Annotated in this window: 24 protein-coding genes and 1 tRNA gene; 5 read left to right on the forward strand and 20 right to left on the reverse strand. The window is 63.7% G+C overall.

Annotation, left to right across the window (positions count from 1 at the left end; genetic code table 11):
• Positions 1 to 273: 273 nt before the first annotated feature.
• Together B9A15_RS19350 and B9A15_RS19355 are read right to left on the reverse strand one after the other, a co-directional pair.
• Entirely contained in the window at positions 274 to 2232 is a 1959-nt protein-coding gene (locus tag B9A15_RS19350) for a hypothetical protein (protein ID WP_084412178.1), read from the reverse strand.
• Between the two features lie 52 nt (positions 2233 to 2284).
• Positions 2285 to 3580 (reverse strand): adenylosuccinate synthase, encoded by a 1296-nt coding sequence (locus tag B9A15_RS19355; protein ID WP_084412201.1) that lies wholly within the window; start codon positions 3578 to 3580, stop codon positions 2285 to 2287.
• 309 nt (positions 3581 to 3889) lie between these two features.
• On the opposite strand from B9A15_RS19355, the gene B9A15_RS19360 reads away from it, so the two are divergent.
• Entirely contained in the window at positions 3890 to 4813 is a 924-nt protein-coding gene (locus B9A15_RS19360) for a DMT family transporter (RefSeq protein ID WP_084412179.1), read from the forward strand.
• A 173-nt stretch (positions 4814 to 4986) separates the two neighbouring features.
• Here B9A15_RS19360 and B9A15_RS19365 read toward each other — a convergent pair whose 3' ends face one another.
• The 4 genes from B9A15_RS19365 to B9A15_RS19375 form a co-directional block, all read right to left on the reverse strand.
• Complete coding sequence (locus B9A15_RS19365) at positions 4987 to 5502, reverse strand: ImmA/IrrE family metallo-endopeptidase (RefSeq protein ID WP_139798498.1); 516 nt, start codon at positions 5500 to 5502, stop codon at positions 4987 to 4989.
• Positions 5492 to 5839, reverse strand: coding sequence for a hypothetical protein (locus B9A15_RS22685; RefSeq protein WP_139798499.1), 348 nt, complete (start codon positions 5837 to 5839; stop codon positions 5492 to 5494). The genes B9A15_RS19365 and B9A15_RS22685 overlap by 11 nt, the downstream gene beginning before the upstream one ends.
• A gap of 130 nt (positions 5840 to 5969) precedes the next feature.
• Positions 5970 to 6044 (reverse strand) — tRNA-Gly (locus B9A15_RS19370).
• Between the two features lie 74 nt (positions 6045 to 6118).
• The gene (locus B9A15_RS19375; protein WP_084412202.1) at positions 6119 to 6754 is read right to left on the reverse strand and encodes a 2-dehydro-3-deoxy-phosphogluconate aldolase; all 636 of its coding nucleotides are present in this window, start codon (positions 6752 to 6754) and stop codon (positions 6119 to 6121) included.
• Between the two features lie 181 nt (positions 6755 to 6935).
• On the opposite strand from B9A15_RS19375, the gene xseA reads away from it, so the two are divergent.
• Positions 6936 to 8546: an exodeoxyribonuclease VII large subunit gene (gene xseA / locus B9A15_RS19380; protein WP_084412203.1), complete on the forward strand. Its 1611-nt coding sequence runs from the start codon at positions 6936 to 6938 to the stop codon at positions 8544 to 8546.
• Between the two features lie 33 nt (positions 8547 to 8579).
• Here xseA and B9A15_RS19385 read toward each other — a convergent pair whose 3' ends face one another.
• The 14 genes from B9A15_RS19385 to B9A15_RS19450 all read right to left on the reverse strand — a co-directional run bounded on the left by B9A15_RS19385 (position 8580) and on the right by B9A15_RS19450 (position 20700).
• Positions 8580 to 9263, reverse strand: a complete 684-nt coding sequence (locus B9A15_RS19385; RefSeq protein WP_084412181.1) for a queuosine precursor transporter — start codon at positions 9261 to 9263, stop codon at positions 8580 to 8582.
• 118 nt (positions 9264 to 9381) lie between these two features.
• On the reverse strand, positions 9382 to 9690 hold the full coding sequence (gene rpmB / locus B9A15_RS19390; RefSeq protein WP_084412182.1) for a 50S ribosomal protein L28: 309 nt from the start codon (positions 9688 to 9690) through the stop codon (positions 9382 to 9384).
• A 175-nt stretch (positions 9691 to 9865) separates the two neighbouring features.
• Complete coding sequence (locus B9A15_RS19395) at positions 9866 to 10318, reverse strand: cupin domain-containing protein (protein WP_084412183.1); 453 nt, start codon at positions 10316 to 10318, stop codon at positions 9866 to 9868.
• Between the two features lie 49 nt (positions 10319 to 10367).
• Entirely contained in the window at positions 10368 to 11138 is a 771-nt protein-coding gene (gloB, locus tag B9A15_RS19400) for a hydroxyacylglutathione hydrolase (protein ID WP_084412204.1), read from the reverse strand.
• Between the two features lie 139 nt (positions 11139 to 11277).
• The gene (locus B9A15_RS19405; RefSeq protein ID WP_084412184.1) at positions 11278 to 13503 is read right to left on the reverse strand and encodes a xanthine dehydrogenase family protein molybdopterin-binding subunit; all 2226 of its coding nucleotides are present in this window, start codon (positions 13501 to 13503) and stop codon (positions 11278 to 11280) included.
• Positions 13504 to 13509: 6 nt separating this feature from the next.
• Complete coding sequence (locus B9A15_RS19410) at positions 13510 to 14481, reverse strand: FAD binding domain-containing protein (RefSeq protein WP_084412185.1); 972 nt, start codon at positions 14479 to 14481, stop codon at positions 13510 to 13512.
• Positions 14478 to 14990, reverse strand: a complete 513-nt coding sequence (locus B9A15_RS19415) for a 2Fe-2S iron-sulfur cluster-binding protein (RefSeq protein WP_244557038.1) — start codon at positions 14988 to 14990, stop codon at positions 14478 to 14480. Before B9A15_RS19415 ends, B9A15_RS19410 begins: the two co-directional genes overlap by 4 nt.
• A gap of 145 nt (positions 14991 to 15135) precedes the next feature.
• Positions 15136 to 15606, reverse strand: a complete 471-nt coding sequence (locus B9A15_RS19420; RefSeq protein ID WP_084412187.1) for a PIN domain-containing protein — start codon at positions 15604 to 15606, stop codon at positions 15136 to 15138.
• Positions 15603 to 15887, reverse strand: a complete 285-nt coding sequence (locus B9A15_RS19425) for a hypothetical protein (protein ID WP_084412188.1) — start codon at positions 15885 to 15887, stop codon at positions 15603 to 15605. Before B9A15_RS19425 ends, B9A15_RS19420 begins: the two co-directional genes overlap by 4 nt.
• Before the next feature lie 58 nt (positions 15888 to 15945).
• Complete coding sequence (locus tag B9A15_RS19430) at positions 15946 to 16524, reverse strand: DUF447 domain-containing protein (RefSeq protein WP_084412189.1); 579 nt, start codon at positions 16522 to 16524, stop codon at positions 15946 to 15948.
• Positions 16497 to 18005, reverse strand: coding sequence for a DUF6513 domain-containing protein (locus tag B9A15_RS19435; RefSeq protein ID WP_244557039.1), 1509 nt, complete (start codon positions 18003 to 18005; stop codon positions 16497 to 16499). The genes B9A15_RS19430 and B9A15_RS19435 overlap by 28 nt, the downstream gene beginning before the upstream one ends.
• A 75-nt stretch (positions 18006 to 18080) precedes the next feature.
• Complete coding sequence (locus B9A15_RS19440) at positions 18081 to 18731, reverse strand: amino acid kinase family protein (protein WP_084412190.1); 651 nt, start codon at positions 18729 to 18731, stop codon at positions 18081 to 18083.
• A gap of 293 nt (positions 18732 to 19024) precedes the next feature.
• Positions 19025 to 20110, reverse strand: a complete 1086-nt coding sequence (locus B9A15_RS19445; protein WP_084412191.1) for a (5-formylfuran-3-yl)methyl phosphate synthase — start codon at positions 20108 to 20110, stop codon at positions 19025 to 19027.
• Positions 20107 to 20700, reverse strand: coding sequence for a DUF3280 domain-containing protein (locus B9A15_RS19450; RefSeq protein WP_084412205.1), 594 nt, complete (start codon positions 20698 to 20700; stop codon positions 20107 to 20109). The genes B9A15_RS19445 and B9A15_RS19450 overlap by 4 nt, the downstream gene beginning before the upstream one ends.
• Positions 20701 to 20988: 288 nt before the next feature.
• Here B9A15_RS19450 and B9A15_RS19455 point away from each other — a divergent pair, with 288 nt between their 5' ends.
• From B9A15_RS19455 to B9A15_RS19465, 3 genes are all read left to right on the forward strand, one after another.
• Positions 20989 to 22242, forward strand: a complete 1254-nt coding sequence (locus B9A15_RS19455; protein WP_084412192.1) for an ABC transporter substrate-binding protein — start codon at positions 20989 to 20991, stop codon at positions 22240 to 22242.
• Positions 22243 to 22420: 178 nt separating this feature from the next.
• Entirely contained in the window at positions 22421 to 22609 is a 189-nt protein-coding gene (locus B9A15_RS19460; protein ID WP_084412193.1) for a hypothetical protein, read from the forward strand.
• Positions 22610 to 22650: 41 nt separating this feature from the next.
• Positions 22651 to 23250: a Fic family protein gene (locus B9A15_RS19465; RefSeq protein WP_244557040.1), complete on the forward strand. Its 600-nt coding sequence runs from the start codon at positions 22651 to 22653 to the stop codon at positions 23248 to 23250.
• Positions 23251 to 23610: the final 360 nt, after the last annotated feature.

A 23610-nucleotide genomic window follows, 5' to 3' on the forward strand; every position in this document is an offset into this window, starting at 1 on the left:
ACAAGCGGGGCGAGGCGTCAGATGATCGACGTTTTCGTAATGGCGGAGCGCACGGTCATGGCGCTCCACATGCGCGAGGCGGGCCGAAAAGTCAATCGAGCGCCCGGCTTGTGATCGGGCAACGATATCGCCCCGCCCATTCCGCTCGTCATCCGGACAATGGCTGTCGCTGAAACGTCATTCGCTCCCGTCAGAGCGTCCCGTCCGAAATCGGCCGCCTGGTCAAACAGCCAGCCGGAGCCTCGATCAAAAGACCCGAGGCTCTCAAGGCGATCAGGTCTTTGCGTCCCAGGCCGCGATCGCTTCCTTGAAGGCGCGATCGCCGGGAATGCCCTTTTCGATCGAGACGAGCGCCCGGCGACCGGTCGCATAGGCGATCGGGATGTCGATCCACTGCTCGCTTTCGAGAAGCGATAGGTTGTTCTGCACGGCCTGATCGAGATTGTTGAGCGCAATGATGAAGAACCCGTCGGAGATCTTGCCCGCGACGCCGATCAACGGCTCGCCCCGCGCCTGTTCCGTTGGCTTCAACGCCAGGCGCTGAACCGTCGCGACGCTGCCGCCGGGAAAGCCGGAGGGCGTGTCGAAGAGAAGTTCGATGACATGGCTGGCCGGCAGCGTCGGATCGGCATTGCGCCGGATCGTCATGGTCATGGTCAGATTCTCGTCGGGCACCTCGGCGACGGCGCGAATGGCAGGCTCCGGCGGCTGGCCCTCGATCGGCGGCTCTTCCACCACCGACCAGACGACATTGCCGGTCTCCTGTGTCCCCGGTGAATCGGCCGTGCGCTCCTGATAGAAGACCGTGCGCTGGGCGACCGGGATCGCGCCATTTTCGCTGGCTTCCGGCGCAGCCGCTGTTTCGGCACCGGCCTCTGACGGGGTCTCGCCGGCAGAGGGCTCTTCGCCGGCGCCGACGATCTCGGGATCTTCGCCGATCTCGGCTGCGATGGTCGGCGAGGTCCCGTCATTGGCGTCCGGCTCGACGGCGTTGGCCGCTGCCACATTGGTGCCTTCGCCGAAGGCGTTGGGCTCGGGCGTCGCCGGGCCTTCGTCGACCTCGGTGCCATCCGGTAGAAGGCGCTGAGTGTACTGCCGCGTGCCAGCCGCCTCACCCGATGCGACGCCCGCCACGTCGGTTTCGCCTTCGCCCGTCGTCGCCTCGGAGCCGTCAGTCTCGGCGGGCGCTGCCGCACCGTCATTGGTCGCAACGACTGGCTCGCCCGTCACCAGAGACGCGATCTCGTCTCCATAGAACCATGCCGCCGCGCCAAGACCGCCCACAACGACGATCAGCGAGACAATGCCGACAGCCGCGCCAGATCCCTTGCGCCGTCCCGCCGCTCCGCGCGGGGGCGAATAGCGCGGCGCCGAGATGTCGGCGGCCGGAATCGGCGCGTGACGATCGGCGTCGTCATGGCCCTGATGTTCCAGATCCGGGCTGGTCTCGTCGCGGTCGAATTCGCGCTCGTCGGTGCGCCGGTCGTCATGGCCGTAATCGGCCATAGCGGCGCCCGCCGCCGCGCCGCTCGGCACGAAGGGACCGGAGACGCCGACCGGCGCATGGCTGGTCTCGTCCGGCTCGGCCGGGCGGAAGACCGGCGGCTCGCTCGCGCCTCGCGATCCTTGCGTGTCGGCGCCCCAGCCGGGCCCGGCGGCCGCGCTTTCGCGGCTCTGGCTCTCGTCGTCCCAAGTCGCGCCGCGTGAAGCGCCCCAGCCGTCACCGGGGCGATCGGCCATCGGCTCGTCACCGGCGGGCCTGACGTGAGCCGGCTCGTCGTCCGGTTCGGGATCGGGCGCAGCGCCCCAGGCCGAATGCATCGCCGGCCCGGCACGCGAGGCCTCCGGCGCATAGGGTTCGGGATCCGGCTCGCGGGCAGGCGCCGGCGGCGCGCTGTCAGAAGGCGACGGGCGCTCGGCCGCCACCGGCGGCGCCGTCTCCGGCGCGATCGGCTGGGTTTGCGGCTCGGGCGGCGCAGCCTCGGGCGCCGCATCCGTCTCGGAGGACGCACCGGACTCGAGCTCCACATAATGGGCCTCGGTGCGTTCGATCGCATCTTCGAGCGCGTTCATGCGCGCCTCGGCCACCTCCGGCGCGATCGGCGGATTGGCCGCCTGGATCTGGCGCTGGATGGCGGCCCGGGCCTTGTCATAGACCTTGGCGCGCATTTGGGGTGTCGCACGCGGCAGTCCATCGATCGTCTTGCGAAGTACGCCGCTCAAATCCGCCATGAAATGCTGCTACCTGATTGTCCCGACACCCGAGTTCATCCGTAAAAAGACTCTAGTCCTCAAACGGATCGCGAACAAGTATCGTGTCGTCCCGCTCCGGGGAGGTTGAAAGCAGTGCGACGGGCGCGGAAACCAGTTCTTCCACGTGCCGCACATATTTGATGGCCTGGGCTGGAAGATCGTTCCACTTCCGCGCGCCGGCCGTGGTTTCCTTCCAGCCCGGCAAGGTCTCGTAGACCGGCTCCAGCCTTTGTTGCTCGGCAAGACTGGCGGGCAGATAGTCGATCGTCTCGCCATCCAGACGATAGGCGGTGACCACCTTGATCTCGTCGAGACCATCGAGCACGTCCAACTTGGTGAGAGCGAGGCCCGAAATACCGTTGATGGCCACCGACTGGCGCACGAGTACCGCGTCGAACCAGCCGCAGCGGCGCTTGCGGCCCGTCACCGTGCCGAATTCGCGGCCACGCTCGCCCAGAAACTGACCGACCTCGTTGTCCTGCTCGCTCGGGAACGGGCCCTCGCCGACGCGGGTCGTATAGGCCTTGGTGATGCCGAGCACGTAGCCGACCGAGCCCGGCCCGACGCCCGAGCCCGCCGAAGCTTGGCCGGCCACGGTGTTGGACGAGGTCACATAGGGATAGGTGCCGTGATCGATATCGAGAAGCGCGCCCTGGGCGCCCTCGAAAAGGATGCGCTCGCCGGCCTTGCGGCGGGTCTCCAGAAGGCGCCAGACGCGATCGATATAAGGGGTGATCTCGTCGGCAACGCTTTTCAGCTCCTCAAGGATTGCGGCCGGATCGATTTCGGCCTCGCCGAGGCCACGGCGCAGCGCATTGTGATGGGCGAGCAGGCGCTCGATCCGCTCCGGCAGGCTCTCGGGATGGGCCAGATCCATGACGCGAATGGCGCGGCGGCCGACCTTGTCCTCATAGGCCGGGCCGATACCCCGGCCGGTGGTGCCGATCTTGGTGCCGGCGGCAGCCGCGTTTTCACGCGCGGCGTCCAGTTCCCGATGGATCGACAGAATCAGCGCCGCATTGTCGGCGATGCGCAGCGACTGCGGGGTGATCGAGACCCCTTGCGCTTCGAGGCGCGTCTTCTCGGCCACGAAGGCATGCGGATCGAAGACCACGCCATTGCCGATGATCGACAATTTCCCGGAGCGCACGATTCCCGAAGGCATCAAGGACAGCTTGTAGGAGACCCCGTCGATGACGAGCGTATGCCCGGCATTGTGACCGCCCTGGAAGCGGACGACCACATCGGCCCGCTCCGAAAGCCAGTCGACGATCTTGCCCTTGCCCTCGTCGCCCCATTGCGACCCGACGACGACCACATTGGCCATATGACGAAACTCCCGCTTGTCTTCCGGTTTGCGCCGCTCGAAGCGGCGCGGATTCTCGATCAACGAGGCGCGTTTCGTCGCGAAGGGCGACCAGCGTCAACCCCTTGTTTGAAACACCAGCCTTGCCCGCCGCTTGCTTCGCCGGGCCGACAGTCGCTAAGAAGCCCGAACGTCTTCGCTTGCGCTGCGACCGGCCTCGAACGGCATGCGCCATTTTCACGCCGTCCTGCATCGACCCGATCCCTCCGGCCCCGTCAAGGCCCGGCGTCGCGATCGATGACCACGACCATCTGATTTCAAGAGGGCGCCATGCTGCGCATCCTGGGCCATCCTTATGTCCTGTTGGCACTGACGACGCTGTTCTGGGGCGGCAATGCGGTTGCCGGCAAATTCGCCATCGGCCATGTCTCGCCGATGATCCTGGTCTTTCTGCGCTGGACCCTCGCCTGCCTGATCATGGCGCCCTTCGCCATCGGCCATGTGCGGCGGGACTGGCCGACCATCCGCCAGAACCTGCCGCTCCTCTTCTGTCTGGGTGCCTGCGGCTTCACGGTCTTCAACGCGACCTTCTACACCGCCGTCACCTATACCAGCGCGATCAATGTGATGATCGAGCAATCGGCGATGCCGCTCGTCGTCTTCGTGGCGAGTTTCCTTCTGTTTCGCACGCAGGTCGCCCCCCTTCAGATCGTCGGCTTTCTCATCACCATGATCGGCGTCGCGCTGACGGCCTCCCATGGCGATCCGAAGACGCTTTTATCGCTCGATCTCAATCGCGGCGATGCCTGGATGCTCTTCGCGGTGCTCGTCTACGGCCTCTATACGGCGGCGCTTCGCCTCAAACCCGCTATCTCCTGGCAATCTTCGATCTTCTGCCTCTCCATCGCGGCGCTGATCACCGCCGTTCCCTTCGCCCTTGTCGAAAGCGCGCGCGGGGCAGCGCAATGGCCCGACCTGCAGGGCCTCGTCGTCGTCCTCTATACGGCGGTCTTCGCCTCGCTCCTGTCCCAGACCTTCTATATTCGCGGCGTCGAGCTGATCGGCGGCAACCGGGCCAATCTCTTCATCAATCTCGTTCCGATCTTCGGCTCGATCCTTGCGGTGGCGCTCCTTGGCGAGACGCTTCACGGCTATCAGGTTCTGGCGCTCGCCTTCGTCATCGGCGGCATTCTCCTGGCCGAGCAATCGGCCCGGCGGAAGATCGCGATGGCCGGCGAGAGGAAGGATGAATGAGATGATTCGGTCGGAAGATCGACCTTCGGCAGGAAGCGGCGGTTTTCGAATTCGACAACGATCCCGTGAGGGCCGACGCGCCCGCTCCAACGCTTCCGTTCACACTTCAGTGCCAGAAATTCTTTTGGAAAAATGGTATGTGAACCAAACGCAGACCGATGGAATGGGTCGACTTAGAACACCTGATTTTGAGCCGGTTTCGGCCATAGAACACAGCCGAGCTCGCGCATTCGAATTTCTGCAACCGCTGGCGAAACGTCGAACGCTCGAGCCAGAGCCCCTTTGGTTATCGCTCCATTATCCCACGCCTCTCTGACCTGTCTTCTTGGCATCAGAAGAGACGCAGCATAACGATTGGCTTGACGCTCGCGTTCATCGCCGAGGCGATGGTCGCGGTACAATGCGTCATCGACAATACCGTCGCCGATCAGATCACGATGGAGGATGAAATGGGCGATCTCGTGGGCAATCGTGAAGCGCTGCCGCGTCGCCGAATGACCTGAATTGACCGTGATTACATAATCATCACCGAACAGACCTACCCGCTCGATCTTGCCGGAAATGCTGTCCGGCAGCGCCTTGGTTTCGATCCGAATGCCGAGTGCTTTGCTCATTTCTCGTACATCGACGGGCCGCTCGCCAAGAAAGCGATCGACGACACCTGCCGAAACCATCCGATCAACTGCCATCGCCGCTGTCCTCCGCCGCTGCAGCTCCGTAATCTCCGCCTTCCTCATTCATCCGGAGCTGATTGATCATCTCTTCAGCCGTCCGTGCAGCCGTAGGCTCTGCGACCTCCCTTGCAACTTTCCGTGCCTCTATCATAGCGGCCTCACGAGCAAGCTCACGCAGTGTTCCGAACCCCCAAACCGCGAGAATGGCTACGAAAATCCCAAGTATCGTGACCATGACCGCCAAGGCTGCCAAGACAATGGTGATCAGCTCTGGCGCAGTCCAGCCGGCAGACGCCTCGAACCCTCTTGTAGATAGGTATCCCAAAAGGCCAATCGCGAGTCCAACATTCACAAGTACGGCAAGAACGTTCCAAGGGCTGATGCGAGGGCGATCTCGGCCCGGTCGCCCACTTAAAGGCTTGTCACCATGAGGAGAGCGCGAACGACGGAGCGGCAAGGCCTCTCAATCTCCGAGGACCGATTGGAGCGGGCGATGGGGATCGAACCCACGACATCAAGCTTGGGAAGCTTGCGTTCTACCACTGAACTACACCCGCGCGCGAGGGATAGATGCGCATCCTTCGCGTCCGCCGTCAAGGGCGAACGCGACCCGATTCAGCGTAGCGAACGATCAGACCGACAGGCCGCTCGCCTCTTTTGCCAGCTTGGTGATCGCATCCCAATCGCCGCTCGAAAGCGCTTCCTTGGGCGCGACCCAGGAGCCGCCGACGCAGACCACATTGGGGAGCGTAAGATAGGACGCGACATTCGTCGGCGAGACGCCGCCCGTCGGGCAAAAGCGCAGATTGGGGAAGACCGGCGCGAGGGACTTGAGATAGGCGACGCCGCCGCTTTGTTCGGCGGGGAAGAATTTCAGGACCTCGTAGCCTTCCTGGATCATCGCCATCAGTTCGCTCGGCGTCGCAGCGCCCGGCAGAAGCGGCACCGAGCCCTCTTTCGCGGCATCGAGGAGCTCGACCGTCGCGCCGGGAGAGACGATGAAGCGCGAACCGGCCTCGCTCGCCTCTTCATAATGCTTGGGCGACAGGATGGTCCCGGCGCCGCAGATCGCTTCGGGCACCTCGGCAACGATCGCCTTGATGGCATCGAGGGCGGCCGGCGTGCGCATGGTCACCTCGATCGCCTTCAAGCCGCCGGCGGCCAGAGCCCGCGCAAGCTCGACGCCCTGGCGCGCCGAATCGACGGCGACCACCGGAATGACCGGCTGACCGGTCAGGATCGGAAGAAGCTCTTGGGATTTCTGCATGGGGGCCCCGAAGGTTTGAACGGATCGGTCGATCGAATGTCTGACCCGCTTATTCCAGAGCGGCCCACCGTCTGGCAAGCGCACCGCCCAGCGGCCATTCGCAGGCCCGGCGAAACGCCGCAAAGACCAAAGCCGGCTTGACGGGGTGCCAAGCGGGGCCGAAAAAGACCGCATGAGCCGCATGGACCCTGCCCTTTTCCCCGATACCGATCCCGGCGAGGGACCTGCCTCCAATGTCGCCGAATTCACGGTGTCGGAAATTTCCGGCGCCCTGAAGCGCACCATCGAGGATGCCTTCGGCCATGTGCGCCTTCGCGGCGAGGTGTCCGGCTATCGCGGGCCCCATGCCTCGGGCCACGCCTATTTCTCCCTGAAGGACGACAAGGCGCGGATCGACGCCGTCATCTGGCGCACGTCCTTCGCCAAGCTCGCCTTCAAGCCGGAAGAGGGCCTGGAGATCGTTGCGACGGGGCGGCTCACCACCTATCCGGGCTCGTCCAAATATCAGATCGTCATCGAGGATGTGCGGCCGGCGGGCGCCGGAGCGCTGATGGCGCTCCTCAACGAACGACGCCAGATGCTGGAAGCCGAGGGGCTGTTCGCGGAGGCCCGCAAGAAGCCCCTGCCCTTCCTGCCGCGTGTCGTCGGCGTCGTCACCTCGCCGACCGGCGCCGTCATCCGCGACATCTGCCACCGGATCGCCGACCGCTTCCCGGTTCATGTCCTCGTCTGGCCGGTGAAGGTGCAAGGGGAAGGCTCGGGCGATCAGGTGGCAAACGCGATCGCCGGCTTCAACGGGCTAAGCGAGAAGAGCAAGGTGCCGCGCCCGGACGTCATCATCGTGGCGCGGGGCGGCGGCAGCCTGGAAGATCTCTGGGGCTTCAACGACGAGGCGGTGGTGCGCGCGGCGGCTGCATCCGAAATTCCACTGATCTCCGCCGTCGGCCACGAGACCGACTGGACGCTGATCGACCACGCCGCCGATCGGCGGGCCCCGACGCCGACCGGGGCCGCCGAGATGGCCGTTCCGGTCCGCGCCGAACTCATTGCCGACGTGGCCGGGCTCCATGCGCGGCTCGGCCAGGCCGTGACCCGGCGGCTCGATCAGGACCGGCGCCTCGTCGCCCAGACCGCACGGGCCCTGCCAACCGCCGACATGCTGCTGGCCCTGCCGCGCAGGCACCTCGACGAGGCGGCATCCAGCCTTGATTCGGGTTTCCGGGTTCTGATCTCCGAGCGCCGTCAGGCCTTTTCCGGAGCCGCCGGCCGGCTTTCGCTCTCGACCCTCGACGGGGCCGTTCGCGACAAGCGCGGCGCCTTGCGCCAGAGCGGAGCCGAGGCCGATCACGCCATGGCGGGACTTCTGGCGAGGCGCCGCGCCGCCTATCAGAAGGCGGCATCCGTCATCCAGCCTATGGGCGTCAGCGCCCTGACCAAGGCGGCGAGACTGCGCCTGACTGCCCTGTCGGACCGTCTGGCCCGCGCCGAACGCGATCTGACGCGCCTGCGGCGCGACCAGCTTGCCAATATCTGGCGGGTGGCGAGCGGGCTCGGACCGCAAAAGGTCCTTGCCCGCGGCTATGCGATCGTGCGCGACCGTGAGGACAGACCGGTGACCGATCCGGCCGCTCTTGATGCCGGCGCGGTCCTGTCGTTGGAATTTGCCGGCGGCAAACGGATCGGCGCCATCGCGACGACGGGATCGGAGGACAGCGCGACAGGCGCCTTCGGTCCGCGCAAGCGGCGCAAGAAACCGATATCCCAAGAGCGCGAGCAGGGCGATCTGTTCTGATCGGCCCACATGCCTTGCTTCAGGACCCGACCGTCAGGCCGCGACCTGGCGCATGGGGCGGACCACCTGCATGGCGAGGCGATAGGGCAGAAGCGCGCAGACCGCGATGGTCAGCTTCACCGTGAGATCGCCAAGCGCCCAGGACACCCAGCGCGGAGCCTCGATCGCGAGGACCCCGAAGAGCGGGCCGGATTCCAGCGCAAACCCGTCATTGGGGCCGACGAAGACGAAGATGGTCGCAAAAGCGATGCTGAAGAACACCGTCGTGTCGAGAATTGAGCCCGAGAGCGAGGAGGCGACCGGCGCGCGCCACCAGCGGGTGCCTCGCAGCTTGTCGAAGACGAAGATGTCGAGGGATTGGGCGGCGAGGAAGGCCGACCCCGAGGCGATCGCGATGCGCGCAAGGCGCCCCGGCTCCGTCTCGAAGGCGAGCAGCCCGGCCTTAAAGAGGAGCGGCGGCACGAGGATGGAACAGGCGACCGCGACGGCAAAGCCGGAAAAGACCACGCGCCGGGCAATTCGCGCGCCATAGCGCCGATTGGTCAGATCGGTGACCAGAAAGGCGAAGGGATAGACGAAGGCGCCATAGGTGAGGACGTCCGCCAGCTGCAGCGGGCCCACTTGCGCGAAGATCGGATACTGGACCGCGATATTGGAGGCCAGAACGATCAGCGTCATCGCTGCGATGGGCAGCGGATAGGTCTTGAGGAAATTCATTTTTTTATCCTGGGTGATGGAACCAGAAGGCCGGCCGATCGCGATGGATCGTCCGGCCTCATGAGGATGGTCAAGTGTCGGTCCGGCTGCCTCAGCCCGAGCGCGACCGCTTCGAAGCTTAGGCCGAGACGGCCGTCTGACCCTCGGTCTCCACCTTCTTGGCGATCTGACGCTTCAGAAGACGGGCACGCTGGGACAGCTCGGTGTCGCGAGCCTTCATCAGGAAGGCGTCAAGGCCGCCGCGATGCTCGACCGAGCGAAGAGCGTGGGCGGAGACGCGCAGACGGTAACGCTGGCCGAGGGCATCGGAGATCAGCGTGACATTGCACAGATTGGGCAGGAAGCGGCGGCGCGTCTTGTTGTTGGCGTGAGACACGTTGTTGCCGGACTGAACGCCCTTGCCGGTGAGTTCGCAGACGCGCGACATGGGTTTCCCCTTTGTTTAATGCTCAACAAGCCCGTCCATGCCGCGCCGCCGCTCGAAGACGGCGCGATCCATGCGAAGCGGGCATGATCGGAGGTTCGTGGGTGCCTATAATCGCAATGCGCTTCGCCGTCAAGGCGGAACGCGGCGCTTCGGCCACCCCGTCAAGCCTTCGAATTTATCGCCCTTTCGGCGGGCGCGGCGTTGGACGCCAATCATCGGGCGCCATCTCGAAACTTTCGAAGCGGAAGGCGGGCGAGACCGTACAGCCGACAAGCGTGTAGCGGCCAAGGCTCGTCGCCGTCTGCCACCAGCCGGCCGGCACGACGAATTGCGGGCGCTGACCGCTCGCAATATCCGGCCCCAGATGATGGGCCGAGGCGTCGTGACCGTCAGGCGAGACGGTGATGACGAGCGGCGCGCCGGCATAATAGTGCCAGACTTCGACCGCGTCGCTCACCTTGTGCCAGGCGGAGGTGTCGCCGGCTTCGAGAAGGTAATAGATCGCCGTCGAATGGGCCCGGCCCGCCGCATCGGTCTGCGTGTCGCGAAAGGTCTCGCGAAACCAGCCGCCTTCGGGATGGGGTTTCAGATCGAGCGTTTCGACGATGCGCCGGGCCTCGGGAATCATTCTGCGCTCCCCATCCTCACCACCCCTTTTGCCCTCGTCGGCCTCCGCCTCAATAGCCGTTGCGCTTCTCGCGCATCATGGCGAAGACGTCCACCGGATCGGCGTCCGCCATGCCGACGGCGCGCTGCAATTCGGGGTCGTCGGCGCGCAGAAACGGGTTGGTGCGCTTTTCACGACCGAGTTCGACCGGCAGGGTCGACTGTCCGCCGGACCGCAGATGCTCGACCTCCGTCGCCCGCTCCTTCAAAAGCAGATTGCCCGGATCGATATCCAGCGCGCAGCGTGCATTGGTCGCGGTATATTCATGGCCGCAATAGAGCATCGTCTCGTCGGGCAGATCGCGCAGACGCTTCAGCGACGCCCACATTATCGCCGCATCGCCCTCGAAGAGGCGCCCGCAGCCGAGTGAGAAGAGCGCATCGGCCGCAAAGAGCGCCTTCGCCTGCGGCAGATAATAGGACACTTCGCCCGCTGTATGGCCCGGGGTCGCGATGACCTCGACGGCGACCCCGCCCACATCGATCTTGTCGCCGCCCGCAACGGCATGATCGAGACCGGGGATCTTCGCCGCCTCGTCCTTCGGCCCATAGATCGTCGCGCCGAATTTCGCCTTCAGCGCCTCATTGGCCTCCACATGGTCGCCATGGTGATGGGTCGTCAGGATGTGGGTGAGTTTCCACCCCTCCGTCTCCAGCGCCGACAGGATCGCCTTCTCCTCCGGCGCATCGATCGAGATCGTCGTACCGCTTCCCGCATGATGGACGAGAACGCCGAAATTGTCGCTTCGGCAGGTGAATTGCCGGATCGTGATGTCGCTCATTCCATCGCCTCCTGTCATTGAGAGGGCGAGAATAGCGCCCTCACCGTCTTCGGCCATCGGTCGTGATTTCGACCGATGGCAAAACAGGGCCCGAACGGCCCTGTTTCGTGTTGTCTAGCCCGCCGTGGCGGCGCTACTCTCAAGCCGCCGTCAGATAGTCGTCCGGCAGCTGCGACAGGAGCTTGTCCATCGTCACAGGATAGTCGCGCACGCGCACGCCCGTCGCATTGTAGATGGCGTTGTTGATCGCCGCGCCGACGCCGGCAATGGCGAGTTCGCCGATGCCCTTGCCGGCGAGCGGGCTCGCATGGGTGTCGCGCTCTTCGAGAAGAACCACGTCGAGCTTGGGCACATCCGCATGGACCGGCACGTGATATTCGGCGAGATCGTGGTTCACCATCAGGCCGTTGCGCGTGTCGATGACGAGCTCTTCCTCCAGCGCGTAGCCGATGCCCCAGATCTGGCCGCCATAGCACTGGGACGTCGCCGTCTTGTGGTTGAGGATGCGGCCCGCCGCACCGACCGTCAGAAGCCGCCTCACCCGCGTCTCGCCGGTGACGACATTGACCGCCACTTCGGCGAAATGTGCGCCATAGCTTGCCTGATGGGTCTCCTCGTCGGTCTTGCCGGGCTCGATCTGGCCAAGCACCGTGATCGCTTCACCCTTCAAGATCTCCGAGAAGGGAATCTGACGATTGCCGGCAATGGCATGGCCGTCCTTCAGGGTCAGTGTCTCGGCGTCGACATCGAGGCGCTTGGCAAGTTCCGCGATCATCGCTTCGGCGGCGACGAAGACGGAGGAGCCGGCCGAATTCGCGCCCCAGGAGCCGCCCGAGCCGGATGAGGCCGGCAGGGCCGTATCGCCCAACTCCACATCCACCTGATCCAGCGGCAGGCCAAGCATTTCGGCGGCGATCTGCTGCAGGATCGTGTAGGTGCCGGTGCCGATATCGGTCATGGACGTGCGAACAGTGGCGCGCCCGTCCGGGCTCATCTCGATCTCGGCCGAGGACTTCATCAGCGAGTTCTTGCGGCTCGCCGAGGACATGCCCATGCCGATCAGCCATTCGCCCTCGCGGCGCGTGCCGGGCTTTTGCGGCCGGTCGCCCCAGCCGAAGCGGCCGGCACCCTCCTCAATACATTCGAGAAGCATGCGGGAGGAGAAGGGCGTGTCGTCCTGCGGGTTGACCTTCGGCTCGTTCATCCGGCGCAAATCGATCGGATCGATGCCGAGCCGGTCGGCGAGTTCGTCGAGCGCGCTTTCGGTGGCCAGCATGCCCGTCGCCTCGCCCGGAGCGCGCACCGCCGAGGTCATCAGGGCGTCGGTCTCCACGATCGTGTGGGCGATCCGGCGGTCCTTGCCGGGATAGAGGAAGACCGAAGAAATGCCCGAGGGCTCGAAGAAGCCGTTGCCCGGCGAATTCGTCGTGTCGGTCTCATGGGCAAAACAGGTGATCTTGCCCTCCTTGGTCGCGCCGAAGCGCACGCGCTGGACGGTCTCGCCCCGGCGGGAGGTCTGCTGGAAGACGTTCTGGCGGGTGAGCGCGATCTTCACCGGCTTGCCGACGGTCATGGCACCGAGCGAGGCGAAGACCGCATCCGGGCCGATGCCGAGCTTGGAGCCGAAGCCGCCGCCGATATAGGGCGAGTGGAGACGCACCTTGGAGACATCGAGACCGACGCCGGCCGCGATCTGCTTCACATTGGTCTCGAGCAACTGGCAGGAGGACCAGACGGTGAGCCGGTCGCCATCCCATTTGGCCACCGACGCATGGGGCTCCATGGCAGCGGCATGATAGGAGGGCGTCGTATAGGTCTCGTCGAACTGGACTTCGGCCTCGGCGAAGGCCTTTTCGAAATCGCCGCGCTCATTGACCGGCTCCATCGGCATCGCGTCCGGCTTGCGCACGGTCTCGCGGGCCTTGACGTCGTAGCGGCCTTGCTTGGGCTCATAATCCGCCGTGACGAGATGGGAGGCATGGCGCGCCGCCTCGAAACTCTCGGCAATGACGATGGCGAGCGGCTGGTTGTAGTGGAAGACCTCGCCGTCGATCGTCTGGGCCGCGGGCGCCATCGGCTGGGAGGAGGCGCGCAGAATCTTGTCGCCCGAAATCACGGCGAGAACGCCCGGTGCGCTCTCGGCCTTCGACGTATCGACCGACTTGATCGCCCCGCGCCCGATCGGCGCCGGAACGACGAAGCCATAGGCAACATCCTCGCCGGCCAAGTTCTCATAAGCATAGGTCGCGCGTCCGGAGACCTTGAGCGGCCCCTCATAGCGATCGACGCCCTTGCCGATGATGCCTTGCGTGTTGCGATCGAGGCGGGTCTCGCCGATCGCCTTGTCCATGACGTGCTTGTTCATCGGATGTCAGGCTCCCTGTGTGGCTTCGGCGAGCACCGAGACGAGGGTGCGGCGCGCAAGCGGGATCTTGAAGTCGTTCTCGCCATGGCCCTTGGCCTCGGCCAGAAGCGCGTCGGCGGCCCTGTCGAAGAGGGCGCGCGAGGGGGCTTGGCCTTTGAGGACGTCCTCGACGGCCGTGTCGCGCCAGGGCTTGTGGGCGAGACCGCCAAAAGCGAGCCGGGCCCACTCGATCTCCCCGCCCTTCATCTTCACGATGGCGGCGACGGAGACGAGGGCAAAGGCGTAGGATGCCCGGTCGCGGACCTTGCGATAGATCTGCGTGCCCCCCAAGGATTTGGGCAGGCGGACGGCGGTGATCAGCTCGCCTTTTTCGAGAACGGTCTCGATCTCAGGCGTGTCGCCTGGAAGACGATGAAATTCGATCAGCGGGATCGTGCGGGTCGAACCATCGGCCTTCAAGGTCTCGACGCTCGCCTCCAGCGCCTGCATGGCGACCGCCATGTCCGACGGATGGGTGGCGATGCATTTGTCGGAGGTGCCGAGGATCGCATGGATGCGGTTGAAGCCGCCGATCGCGCCGCAGCCCGAGCCGGGCTCGCGCTTGTTGCAGGGCTGGGAGGTCTCGTAGAAATAGCCGCAGCGCGTGCGCTGAAGGAGGTTGCCGCCGGTCGTGGCTTTGTTGCGCAACTGGCCCGAGGCGCCTGCAAGAAGGGCGCGGGAGAGAACCGGATAGTCGTCGCGAACGCGCTTGTCGGCGGCGAGGTCGGAATTGGTGACGAGAGCCCCGATCCGCAGACCGCCGTCATCCGTCGCCTCAATATCGCGCATCGGCAGACGGGTGATGTCGACGAGCTTGTCGGGCGTCTCCACCTGAAGCTTCATCAGATCGAGAAGATTGGTGCCGCCGGCAATGAAGCGACCGCCGAGCGAGACGGCTTCGGAGGCCTCGCCGGCACGAGCATATTCAAACGGTCTCATGCGGGCTCCTTGGTGGTCTTGGCGGCCGTCTCGATGGCGTCGACGATGTTGGGATAGGCCGAGCAACGGCAGAGATTGCCGCTCATGCGCTCGCGGATTTCCTCGCCGCTGAGCTCGGCGCCGTTTTGCAGATCCTTCGAGGCATTGCTCGGCCAGCCATCGGCGACCTCGCCCAGCATGCCGACCGCCGAAACGACCTGGCCCGGCGTGCAATAGCCGCATTGGAAGCCGTCATGCTCCAGAAAGGCGGCCTGCATCGGATGGAGATTGCCCGGCTCGCCGAGACCTTCCACCGTGGTGATCTCGTCGCCCTCATGCATGACAGCGAGGGTGAGGCAGGAATTGATGCGACGGCCGTTCACCAGCATAGTGCAGGCGCCGCACTGGCCGTGGTCGCAGCCCTTCTTGGAGCCGGTCAGGCCCAAATGATCCCGGCAGGCGTCGAGAAGCGACGTGCGGGGGTCGACGTCGAGCCGATGCTCTTCGCCGTTGATCGTCAATGTGATCACGTGATTTCCCTTCGCTTTCGTTTGCGTTCCCGTTCGGCGCGCCGGTGATCGGCCGACCTGAAACTTGGAACGGTTCGAAATCGGACAGGAAACTAGGCGAAGCCCCATTCGGTTCGAGGGGTGCGGCAGAAAGTGAAGCTGATGTTCAAGGAAAATCGGGACGCGCAGCCTGAACGTGTGTGAAGTTGATCGCTGCGTAGCCGGATCTCACCGCCGCCTCATAGAGCGCCGCATCGTCCGTAATCAGAGATGCACCGTTTTCGGCCATGATCAACAAAGCGCTGTCGGCGAGGCCGAGCCGCACAAATTCGCGCCGCCCTGCTGCGGATTGGCTGGAGATAAAGATTTCTTGATGGTTCGAAGCCATCTCAGCAAGCTTTTCCGACACAATCGATCGGTCAGGCTCGCCAAGATATCGAACGATGTTGGATGTCTCGGTCAGTGTATTCGGAATAAAGATCAGTTCGCTAAATTGACCGATCAGATTTATCAGGTTCCGAAAGTCGATCTCGTCGTATTTCTGGAGACGTTTGTGGCGTTTGATGATCCTGATATCGACAAGGCCGACCGCCAGCAGAACGGCGACATTCGTATCGATGACGACAAGACCACTCATTCCTCGTTGATCGTCTCGCGCCTTCGCAACGAAAGCACTTCGCCATTGTCATCGCGAATATCTACGACCCGGTAAGCTCGCTTTAAAGCGGGGTCGATCGTTAGATTTGAAAGGGCGGAACGAGGCGTATTCCACGGACGGGAAAAACCAACCGTCACCCTCCAAACATTTCTGCTCTCGTCGTATTCGATTTCCTCAAGGCCGAGATTCGTTAGCCCTTCCTCAGCAAGAAGGTCAGTTACGTAGGTTTTAGCTCGCCTTACAGCTTCTTTCACGTCCATGACGCCCTCGCCGATTGATCCTCAAGATCGCATAAAAACACGGAAGGCGGCAAGCGATTCACCCCTTCTCCCGCTCCACCTCGGCCAGATGGTCGATGATCTTCTCCAACAGCCAGCCCCAGGCCTTTTCCTCGTCGGGCCCCGCCGTCTTGTCGATGGCGATCTTGAGATAGGCGAGTTCGTCTTCGATCTTCTCGGCCGGCAGCATCTTGAGGCGCGACGCGAGGATGGCGGCTTCGAGAACGGCGGCCTTCGCCCGGTTCATGCCGGTGAAGGGACGATGCTGGCCGGAGGCGGCGATGCGGCAGCGATAGCGCGGCCTCACCTCGTCTTCGCGCAGATCGACGACTTCGAGAACGTCATGGGCGAGCGCGGCTTCGAGGCGGGGAATGTCGCAGCCTTCGATCGGTGTCAGCGGCCAGTCCTTGCGCCCCGTCAGGCAGCCGGCGAAGATCAGCGCGTCGTCCGTATAGTTGACGACCGCCCGGCCCGTTTCGGCGATATTGTCGAGGGTGCGCGAGGGCCTGAAGGGTGCGACGATCCAGTGATCGCCATCCTCGATGATGCCGAGCGGGGCGATATGGATGCGGCCATCCCCCCCCTTCGTCGTCAGCACCGTCTCGCGGATATAGGGCATGAGGCCTCCCCTTCGTCTGCGTCCGCCGCCTCGTCGCTCGCCGGACCGGCCGCTTCGTTGTCGTCCGCGTCTTTGTCGCCCTTCGCCTTGCCGGTCTTGGCCTTCAGCGTGTGGCCGGCTTTTTCCAGCCGCGTGCGGTCGGCCTCGCGCGGCGGAGCCGCGACGCCGAAATCGAGCGGATTGTCCTGGGCATAGCGCTTGCCGAGGGAGAAGGCGATCTCCGCCTTCTGCAATTCGGCACCGAGATAAAAGGCATGCCCAATATCCTCGCCCACATCGATATGGGGGAAGAATTCGAAGGCGTCCGTCTCCACCACATGGACGTCACGATTGTAGAGATGGACCCCGTCCTCGGCGACCTGGATGCGATAGTTGCGATCCTTCACGTCGGCCGCCATCTCGGCGATCTCGGCCGGGCTTGCCGAAAAGGGCCGAACGTCATGGGCGGTCATCAGCCCGGCCGAATAGCCGCGCGGCAGCGCATTGTCCTGACGCGCGGCGAAGAGCATGCGCCGGGCGAGATCGTGCTCGGCCACCGTGCGGCGCGTATGGGGGCTGACATTGACGATGAGGAGATGGCCGATCTCGAGCTCGGAGCAGATGCCGAGCAGCATGGCCGTGATGCCGGAGGTGTCGGCATCGGTCAGCTCGGTCAGATTGCCCGTTCCCATCATGATCTCGATGTCGGGATGGGCCGCGCGAAGCGCGTGATAGCGGGCAAGCGAGGCGGAAAAGCCGAAATGGATCGGGTCGAGGATCGCATCAGCGATGAAGCGAAGGCCCATGGCCCGCGCCGTCTCGATCGCCCGGCCGAGCGAATCCATGTCATGGGGCCTGGCGGGCACCAGAACGGGCATGACCGAGGAGCCCTCGGCCAAATCGAGTGTCTCTTCGGTCAGTGAGAGAACATGGTCAGCGCCGGCCGCGATCGCACGGGCGAGTTCCTCGCGATCGGCCGAATCGACGCTGACGGCGTGGCCTTGCGCCTTCAGGGCCGCGATCATCTCTTCCATATGGGGGAAAGGCGTATCGGGCAGGCAGCCGAGATCGATCACATCGGCCCCATCGGCCCGCATGGCGGCGGCGCGCGCAACCACCTCCTCGACCGACAAAGCCGAGGCATCGACGATCTCGGAAAAGATCCGCATCGAATGGCGCGAGAGATCCGGCGGCGGCCCCTTTCGGCCGAGATGGGCCGGAAGGTCGGCGAGTTCGTCCGGCCCGCGCTCGAAGGCGACGCCGAAATGCTGCGAAAGCCGGTCCAGGTCGGCGCGGCAGCGGCCGGGCAGCATGACCCGGTCGGCCTCCACCGGGCGCTTCAGCCGCCGCTCGATGATGTCGCCGGTGGCAAGCGCCGCGACCTTGACGCCGATATCGGCGATCGACCAGTCGAAATCGGTCTCGCCAAGGCCGGTCAGAAGCCTTTCGAGCCTTGGATGGGCCAGATGCCCGGTCAGGAAGAGAATGCGTTCGCGCGCCATGAGCCGCTATGTCGGCGATCTGTCGGCGCTTGCCAAGCGCGAAGCCTGATCCTTTGCATCGAAAACGGTGCGAATTCAGCCGGCGATCGCCTGATGATTGGTCGCGGTGATCAGCCGTGTCGCCACCTGCCGCCCCGGGACGCCGCCGATGGCAAATCGCTGGCCAGCGGTCACGAGATCCATCGGCCCTGCAATGAAGAGGTCGGTGCCCGAGCGCAGCATGGAGGCGAAGCTGTCGTCGACGATGCTCGCGCCAGTGAGCGCGTCGAGATTGGAATTGGCCGGAACGTCGATCAGCTTGACGAGGCAGAGATTGGCCTCTTCGAATTGCCCGGCAAGCCAGGCCGAGAGGGCGTCGGAGGTGACAGACCAGTCCTGGGGGATCGCGGAATCGGCCATGACCATGTCACGCGGCAGCCAGACCGGGATGCGCCCGTCCTTCTGGGCCAGACGGATCGCGTCCATGCTTCGAGCGCCGACAAGGCGTTTGGACAGATTAGCCAAAGCGCAGCCAAACTGCTCCATGGCGAGCGTCGCCATTTCATGGGCCGCTCGATCGTCGAAGCCGAGACGAACCTGGAAGCGCCGCACCACCTCGGCAAAGGGTCCACCGCCCGGCACGACGACGATCGGTCCATCCGCCTGCTCGATCGCCGCGATCCACCGCCTCAAATGCGGCGATCCGATCGAACTTCCTCCCAGCTTGACGACGGTCATTCTGTTCATGGCGGGACCTCCCTAGAGCGCACTCTTCCTTGAGTGTCTTTGGTCACTCAAGTAACGAAGGATGTTGATCATCCTTTTGAATTTCTTGTCACGCTATTGACGCATTTGCCGACCCTTTCGTTCCGAAAACTTGGTGCCGCGACCCAATCACCATTGTGTTGGGTTGCTCATGCGATCACAAGAGCGGTTTGCGCGCGAGACGATATTTCGTCTCGATCTCGGTTCGTCTTGGCCGAGGGTGTGCGGCGCAGCATCGTCGCCTTTCCAACGGCTTGCAGCCGCGCGAAGCCCCGTCAGCGGACGATTTCAACGCCCACCGCACCCGGCCCCAATTCGAGCTTTTCGACGCGAATTCTCACCTTTTGGACCCGCTTGTCGCGTTTCAAGGTCGTGGCGAGGGCTGTGGCGAGTTTCTCCACGAGCACGGTGTGGCCGTCTTCGGCGAGCGCCCGGATCGCATCGATGATGACGTCGTAGGAATAGATGTCGGCCATGGTGCGGGCATCGTCCGGAATCGGATCGATGCGCGCCTCCACCGTAAAGCGCACTTTCTGGCGCCGCCCATATTCATGGCCATAGGCTCCGATTTCGAGCTCCTGAACGAAATCGCGTACGAAGATAAGGTCGCCCTCTGTCTCAGTGTCCGCGAAGGCTTTTGCCGCTGTCACCACCGGCTTGATCGAAGCCTCATGCGATGCCGCTTGGTTCGCCCGCCGGATCAAGTCGGCGATCATCGCGACATTGTCGCCATCGAGGGCGCCCGCGCGCCCGCTCGCGGCCAGGGCGCCGCGAAAGCCGAGATAATCGGGCGACAAGCCGGCAAGGCGCGGAACGTCCGGGGCTTCGAGCGAGCCGGCAAGGCCGGTCATCAGGCCGTTGTCGCGGGCCGAGCGAACGAAGCGCGCAAGGCTAGCCGGCGACTGATGCTTCAAAAGACCGCCGGACGTCTTGTCCAACGTGTCCAACATGGCGCCGGCAAAGCCGGCCTTGGCCAACGTCTCGACCAGCGCCAAATCCGGCTGCGCATCGGCAAACAGCACGGCGACGAGGCGGGTTGCCCCGGCGATCTCGGCAAGCGCCTCGATGACGGCACGGGTCGCGGCAGGCGCGGCCGGAAACAGGCCGATCTTGACGAAATCGGCCGCCCGCCGTGCCTCGACGGCGGCTAGGACCGCCGCCGGCTCCATGGGGCAGTTGCCGGCGACCGCCGAGACAGGCTTTTCGCCGGCGAGCGCCGCAATCGTCTCGGCAAGAACGTCCGGCGCGACCGCGCCGAGCGCGCCATCGGCCGGGTTCTTCAGATCGATGATGTCGGCGCCGGAGCGGCTTGCGATCAGGGCCTCCTGCGGCCCGGTCACGCTGGCAAGAAATTGGATCACCCGCGATCCTCGAGCTGACGTTGCAAGACGTTCTCCCACAGATAATTCAGGCCGCGTTTCCAACTTTCGTCGGTGTTGGAGCGAATGTCGGCGCTGCCACGCGCGATCTGTTCGCCGCTCTCAACGTCGAAGACATAGGCATTGATATTGAGAATGAGATTGGACACCTTCTGCACGGTGCCGAGGACAACGATGTCCGCGCCGAGCTTTTCGCCGAAGGTGATGCCGCAATTGCCGCAGGCCTGGAGATTGACCTGCTTCACATCCTCCGCAACCGGAGAGACGTCGATCGCGTCGAAATGCGGCAGGGTTTCGAAATCCTCGCGCAGCATCGGAGCGAGGCGCTCCAAACGCTTCGTCTCGTCGGGATTCTCGCCCATCATATCGCCTTCGAGACTGGAATCGATCAGTTCGAACGGTAATATGGCGACCTCTTCTCGGGCGTCCTCCGCCTTTTGCTCCTGCGCCATCGCACCCGGCGTGCCGGCCAGGGAGGGAAGGATCAGCAGTGCCGGCAGGAGCGCCGCGACAACGGGAAAAAGTCTTGCTTGTCTCGCCCGGGCCGCTTGGCAAAGCTTGGTTACGATCATGTGTGTCGCCTCTTGATCGACGGCGCCCACCGCGTCCTCTCGCTCCGAGCCCGGTGCAAGCGCGACCCGCAAGGCGCCGATTAGGGAGGGAATCGGCTACGGCCCGACCATGCGAGGGAAAGCGGTGCGACCGCAAGGCCCCCTTTCGGACAGCCGATCCGCGCGCGATGGAGCGAACGGACCGGTGCTTAGGGTTCACGGTGGCGAAATACGAATGAGACGAGGTGAGCGCCGAGGAGACGACGGCGCCGCGTGCCGGCCTAGACCGGCCGCTTTTGGGAGGAATTCATGACGAAACAGGTGAGAGCGGTGTCTCGCGCTATTGTCGGCGGATGTCTGGCGGTGGTCTTGCTGTCCGCAGCCCCAGCAGCCCTTGCCCAGGAGAGCGCTGCTCCCGGGGCCCCGACGGTCGGCGCGGCCCAGGCAAAGGCCGAGGTCAAGATCGGCTTTCTGCGGACCTATGAGCGCACGCTCGCTCTCTCGGCCCTGAACATCCCGCCCGAGGATATCGGCCTTGCCGGCGCTAATGTCGCCATCGCCGATAACAACACGACCGGCTCCTTCATGGGTCAGAGCTTCACGCTCGACGTGACGACCTTGAAACCCGGCGACGACGTGAAGCCGGCGGCGCAAGCCATGCTCGATGCCGGCGTCCACTACATCGTGACGGACCTGTCGGCCGCCGATACGCTGACCGTCGCCGACATGGCGGCAAGCGCCGATGCCCTCGTCCTCAATGCCGGCGCGACGGAGAACAATCTGCGCAACGAGGACTGCCGGGCGAACATGCTGCATACGGCGCCCTCGACGGCGATGCTGACCGACGGGCTCGCCCAATATCTCATGTGGAAACAGTGGCGCGATTGGGCGCTGGTCGAAGGCGAGCACGAGGCCGACCAGCTCTTTGCCGAATCGCTCAAGCGCTCGGCGACGAAATTCGGCGGCAATATCGTCGCCGAGAAGGTGTTCGAGGACAAAGGCGGCGCCCGCGCGACCGATTCCGGCCAGGCGCTCGTCCAGCGCCAATTGCCGGTCTTCCTGCAGGACCTGCCCGAACACGACGTTCTCCTCGTCGCCGATCGGTCCGAGGTCTTCGGCACCTATGTGCCCTGGCGCACATGGATCCCGCGCCCCGTCGCAGGGACTGCAGGCCTGACGCCGGGCTCCTGGCATCCGGCGAGCGAGCAATGGGGCGGGGCCCAGATTCAGAACCGTTTCGAGGACGCCGTCGGCCGGCGCATGGAATCGGAGGACATGCAGGCCTGGACGGCGGTGCGCATCATCGGCGAAGCCGCCTCGCGCACCCAGTCGACCGATCCGAAGGTGCTCGATGACTTCATCAAGTCGGACGACTTCACGGTCGCCGCCTTCAAGGGCCAGCGATTGACCTTCCGCAACTGGAACTGGCAGCTGCGCCAGCCCATCCTGCTCGGCACCGAGGATTCGGTCGTGACCGACTCGCCCCAGGAAGGCTTCCTCCACCAGGTCTCCAATCTCGACACGCTCGGCTACGACCGGCCCGAAAGCACCTGTTCGTTTTGATACGGTGTTTGGAGAGATGCAATCGGCGCCCGCCACGTAAGCGTAGAGGCCTAAGCGCGTTGGCGCAATTTTGGTACGCTCGGGGCACGATCGGAACTGCGAGCGGCCTTGCCGATTGATACGGGATCGGATCTTGTGATCAGTATGCCGTGAATTAGTCGCCTGAGGAGAACCGAAAATGACTTCTGCTCTAGAAGCACTAGTGGCAAAAGCGCAGCGAATTGAAATGACTGAGGATCAGATGAGAGAGCAGCGTCTGAGCTTTGTGTATGGCAACACTCATATTGAGAATGAGCGAATCACTAGAGAGATGGTAGCTGAAGCGGATGACAGGGTCGCCCTGGAGGATGCTGCTGCACGCAAATGAGCGAGGACCGGCACAGCAGAGCTGACCCTGTCGAACTGATCATGGACCCCGACGAAAAAGCTCAAAGAGAGGCTGAGAACGGGGTCCGACAGTTCAAGGATGCTATCGAGGTAATAAGGGCTCACATAAAGGGCGGCAGTAAATTCAAGTTAACTCAAGGGGTTATCTTGCGTTTACATCAAACGGCATTGGATGGCATTCATCCCCTCGCCGGCACCTACCGTAACTCTCCAGTTTATATCGAAAAGAGTAATCATTTTCCGCCCCATCAGGCTGATGTCCCAGACCTCGTAGCAGAAATGTGCAGCTATGTTAATGATAACTGGCACATGCCCGGTCTATATCTTGCAGCATACATTCTCTGGCGGATGAATTGGATTCACCCGTTTGCTGATGGCAATGGAAGAACGGCAAGAGTTGTTTCATACGTCGTATTGAGCATTAAGCTAGATAGCTTGTTACCTGGCACTCCAACCATCCCAGATTTAATTGCGGCCGACAAAACACCATACTACAGGGCTCTTGAACGCGCCGATGACTCTTGGAAGCGCAATCTGATTGCCGTGTCAGATATGGAAAACATGCTTGAGGGTATGTTAGCGCAGCAGCTGCACAACGCCACACAAGAAGCGGCACACTAGTGAAAACGGATGTATCGCCATATGTAATGTTAAATCATTTCATATGGCGATCTTTCTTCATAATGCCGCACTTTTCGCCCGGCGTTTTAACCCGACTTGTGTCAAATAAACGCAACTGAGGGTTGGACGCACCGATTAATACCGGTCGTCATCCTCGGCCCGTCAGGGTCTCAGGACCCATGCGTCGAAGGCCGCTCACATCCATAAGGCGTGCGGTCTGCTTCGCGCCCACCTTCCGCCCAAGTGCCACTCTGACGATGGCGGCATGGCAACTGTGTTCATGCGAAGGCCTTTTTGTCTCTCTGCATGGCGTTGAGGACGGTGAGAAGCTTTCTGGCGACGGCGATGATTGCGACTTTC

This window comes from Fulvimarina manganoxydans, from assembly GCF_900176465.1.
Taxonomy (GTDB): Bacteria; Pseudomonadota; Alphaproteobacteria; order Rhizobiales; family Rhizobiaceae; genus Fulvimarina; species Fulvimarina manganoxydans.

Excerpts from the sequence above, each read along its gene's own strand:
- B9A15_RS19405 (WP_084412184.1), bottom strand. The coding sequence starts at position 13,503 with ATGAACAAGCACGTCATGGACAAGGCGATCGGCGAGACCCGCCTCGAT.
- B9A15_RS19430 (WP_084412189.1), bottom strand. The coding sequence starts at position 16,524 with ATGCCCTATATCCGCGAGACGGTGCTGACGACGAAGGGGGGGGATGGC.
- B9A15_RS19450 (WP_084412205.1), bottom strand. The coding sequence starts at position 20,700 with ATGATCGTAACCAAGCTTTGCCAAGCGGCCCGGGCGAGACAAGCAAGA.
- B9A15_RS19365 (WP_139798498.1), bottom strand. The coding sequence starts at position 5,502 with ATGGCAGTTGATCGGATGGTTTCGGCAGGTGTCGTCGATCGCTTTCTT.
- B9A15_RS19350 (WP_084412178.1), bottom strand. The coding sequence starts at position 2,232 with ATGGCGGATTTGAGCGGCGTACTTCGCAAGACGATCGATGGACTGCCG.
- B9A15_RS19385 (WP_084412181.1), bottom strand. The coding sequence starts at position 9,263 with ATGAATTTCCTCAAGACCTATCCGCTGCCCATCGCAGCGATGACGCTG.
- B9A15_RS19360 (WP_084412179.1), top strand. The coding sequence starts at position 3,890 with ATGCTGCGCATCCTGGGCCATCCTTATGTCCTGTTGGCACTGACGACG.
- rpmB (WP_084412182.1), bottom strand. The coding sequence starts at position 9,690 with ATGTCGCGCGTCTGCGAACTCACCGGCAAGGGCGTTCAGTCCGGCAAC.
- gloB (WP_084412204.1), bottom strand. The coding sequence starts at position 11,138 with ATGAGCGACATCACGATCCGGCAATTCACCTGCCGAAGCGACAATTTC.
- B9A15_RS19465 (WP_244557040.1), top strand. The coding sequence starts at position 22,651 with ATGGACCCCGACGAAAAAGCTCAAAGAGAGGCTGAGAACGGGGTCCGA.
- B9A15_RS19420 (WP_084412187.1), bottom strand. The coding sequence starts at position 15,606 with ATGAGTGGTCTTGTCGTCATCGATACGAATGTCGCCGTTCTGCTGGCG.
- B9A15_RS19395 (WP_084412183.1), bottom strand. The coding sequence starts at position 10,318 with ATGATTCCCGAGGCCCGGCGCATCGTCGAAACGCTCGATCTGAAACCC.
- B9A15_RS19460 (WP_084412193.1), top strand. The coding sequence starts at position 22,421 with ATGACTTCTGCTCTAGAAGCACTAGTGGCAAAAGCGCAGCGAATTGAA.
- B9A15_RS19410 (WP_084412185.1), bottom strand. The coding sequence starts at position 14,481 with ATGAGACCGTTTGAATATGCTCGTGCCGGCGAGGCCTCCGAAGCCGTC.
- B9A15_RS19455 (WP_084412192.1), top strand. The coding sequence starts at position 20,989 with ATGACGAAACAGGTGAGAGCGGTGTCTCGCGCTATTGTCGGCGGATGT.
- xseA (WP_084412203.1), top strand. The coding sequence starts at position 6,936 with ATGGACCCTGCCCTTTTCCCCGATACCGATCCCGGCGAGGGACCTGCC.
- B9A15_RS19425 (WP_084412188.1), bottom strand. The coding sequence starts at position 15,887 with ATGGACGTGAAAGAAGCTGTAAGGCGAGCTAAAACCTACGTAACTGAC.
- B9A15_RS19375 (WP_084412202.1), bottom strand. The coding sequence starts at position 6,754 with ATGCAGAAATCCCAAGAGCTTCTTCCGATCCTGACCGGTCAGCCGGTC.
- B9A15_RS19435 (WP_244557039.1), bottom strand. The coding sequence starts at position 18,005 with ATGGCGCGCGAACGCATTCTCTTCCTGACCGGGCATCTGGCCCATCCA.
- B9A15_RS19355 (WP_084412201.1), bottom strand. The coding sequence starts at position 3,580 with ATGGCCAATGTGGTCGTCGTCGGGTCGCAATGGGGCGACGAGGGCAAG.
- B9A15_RS19440 (WP_084412190.1), bottom strand. The coding sequence starts at position 18,731 with ATGAACAGAATGACCGTCGTCAAGCTGGGAGGAAGTTCGATCGGATCG.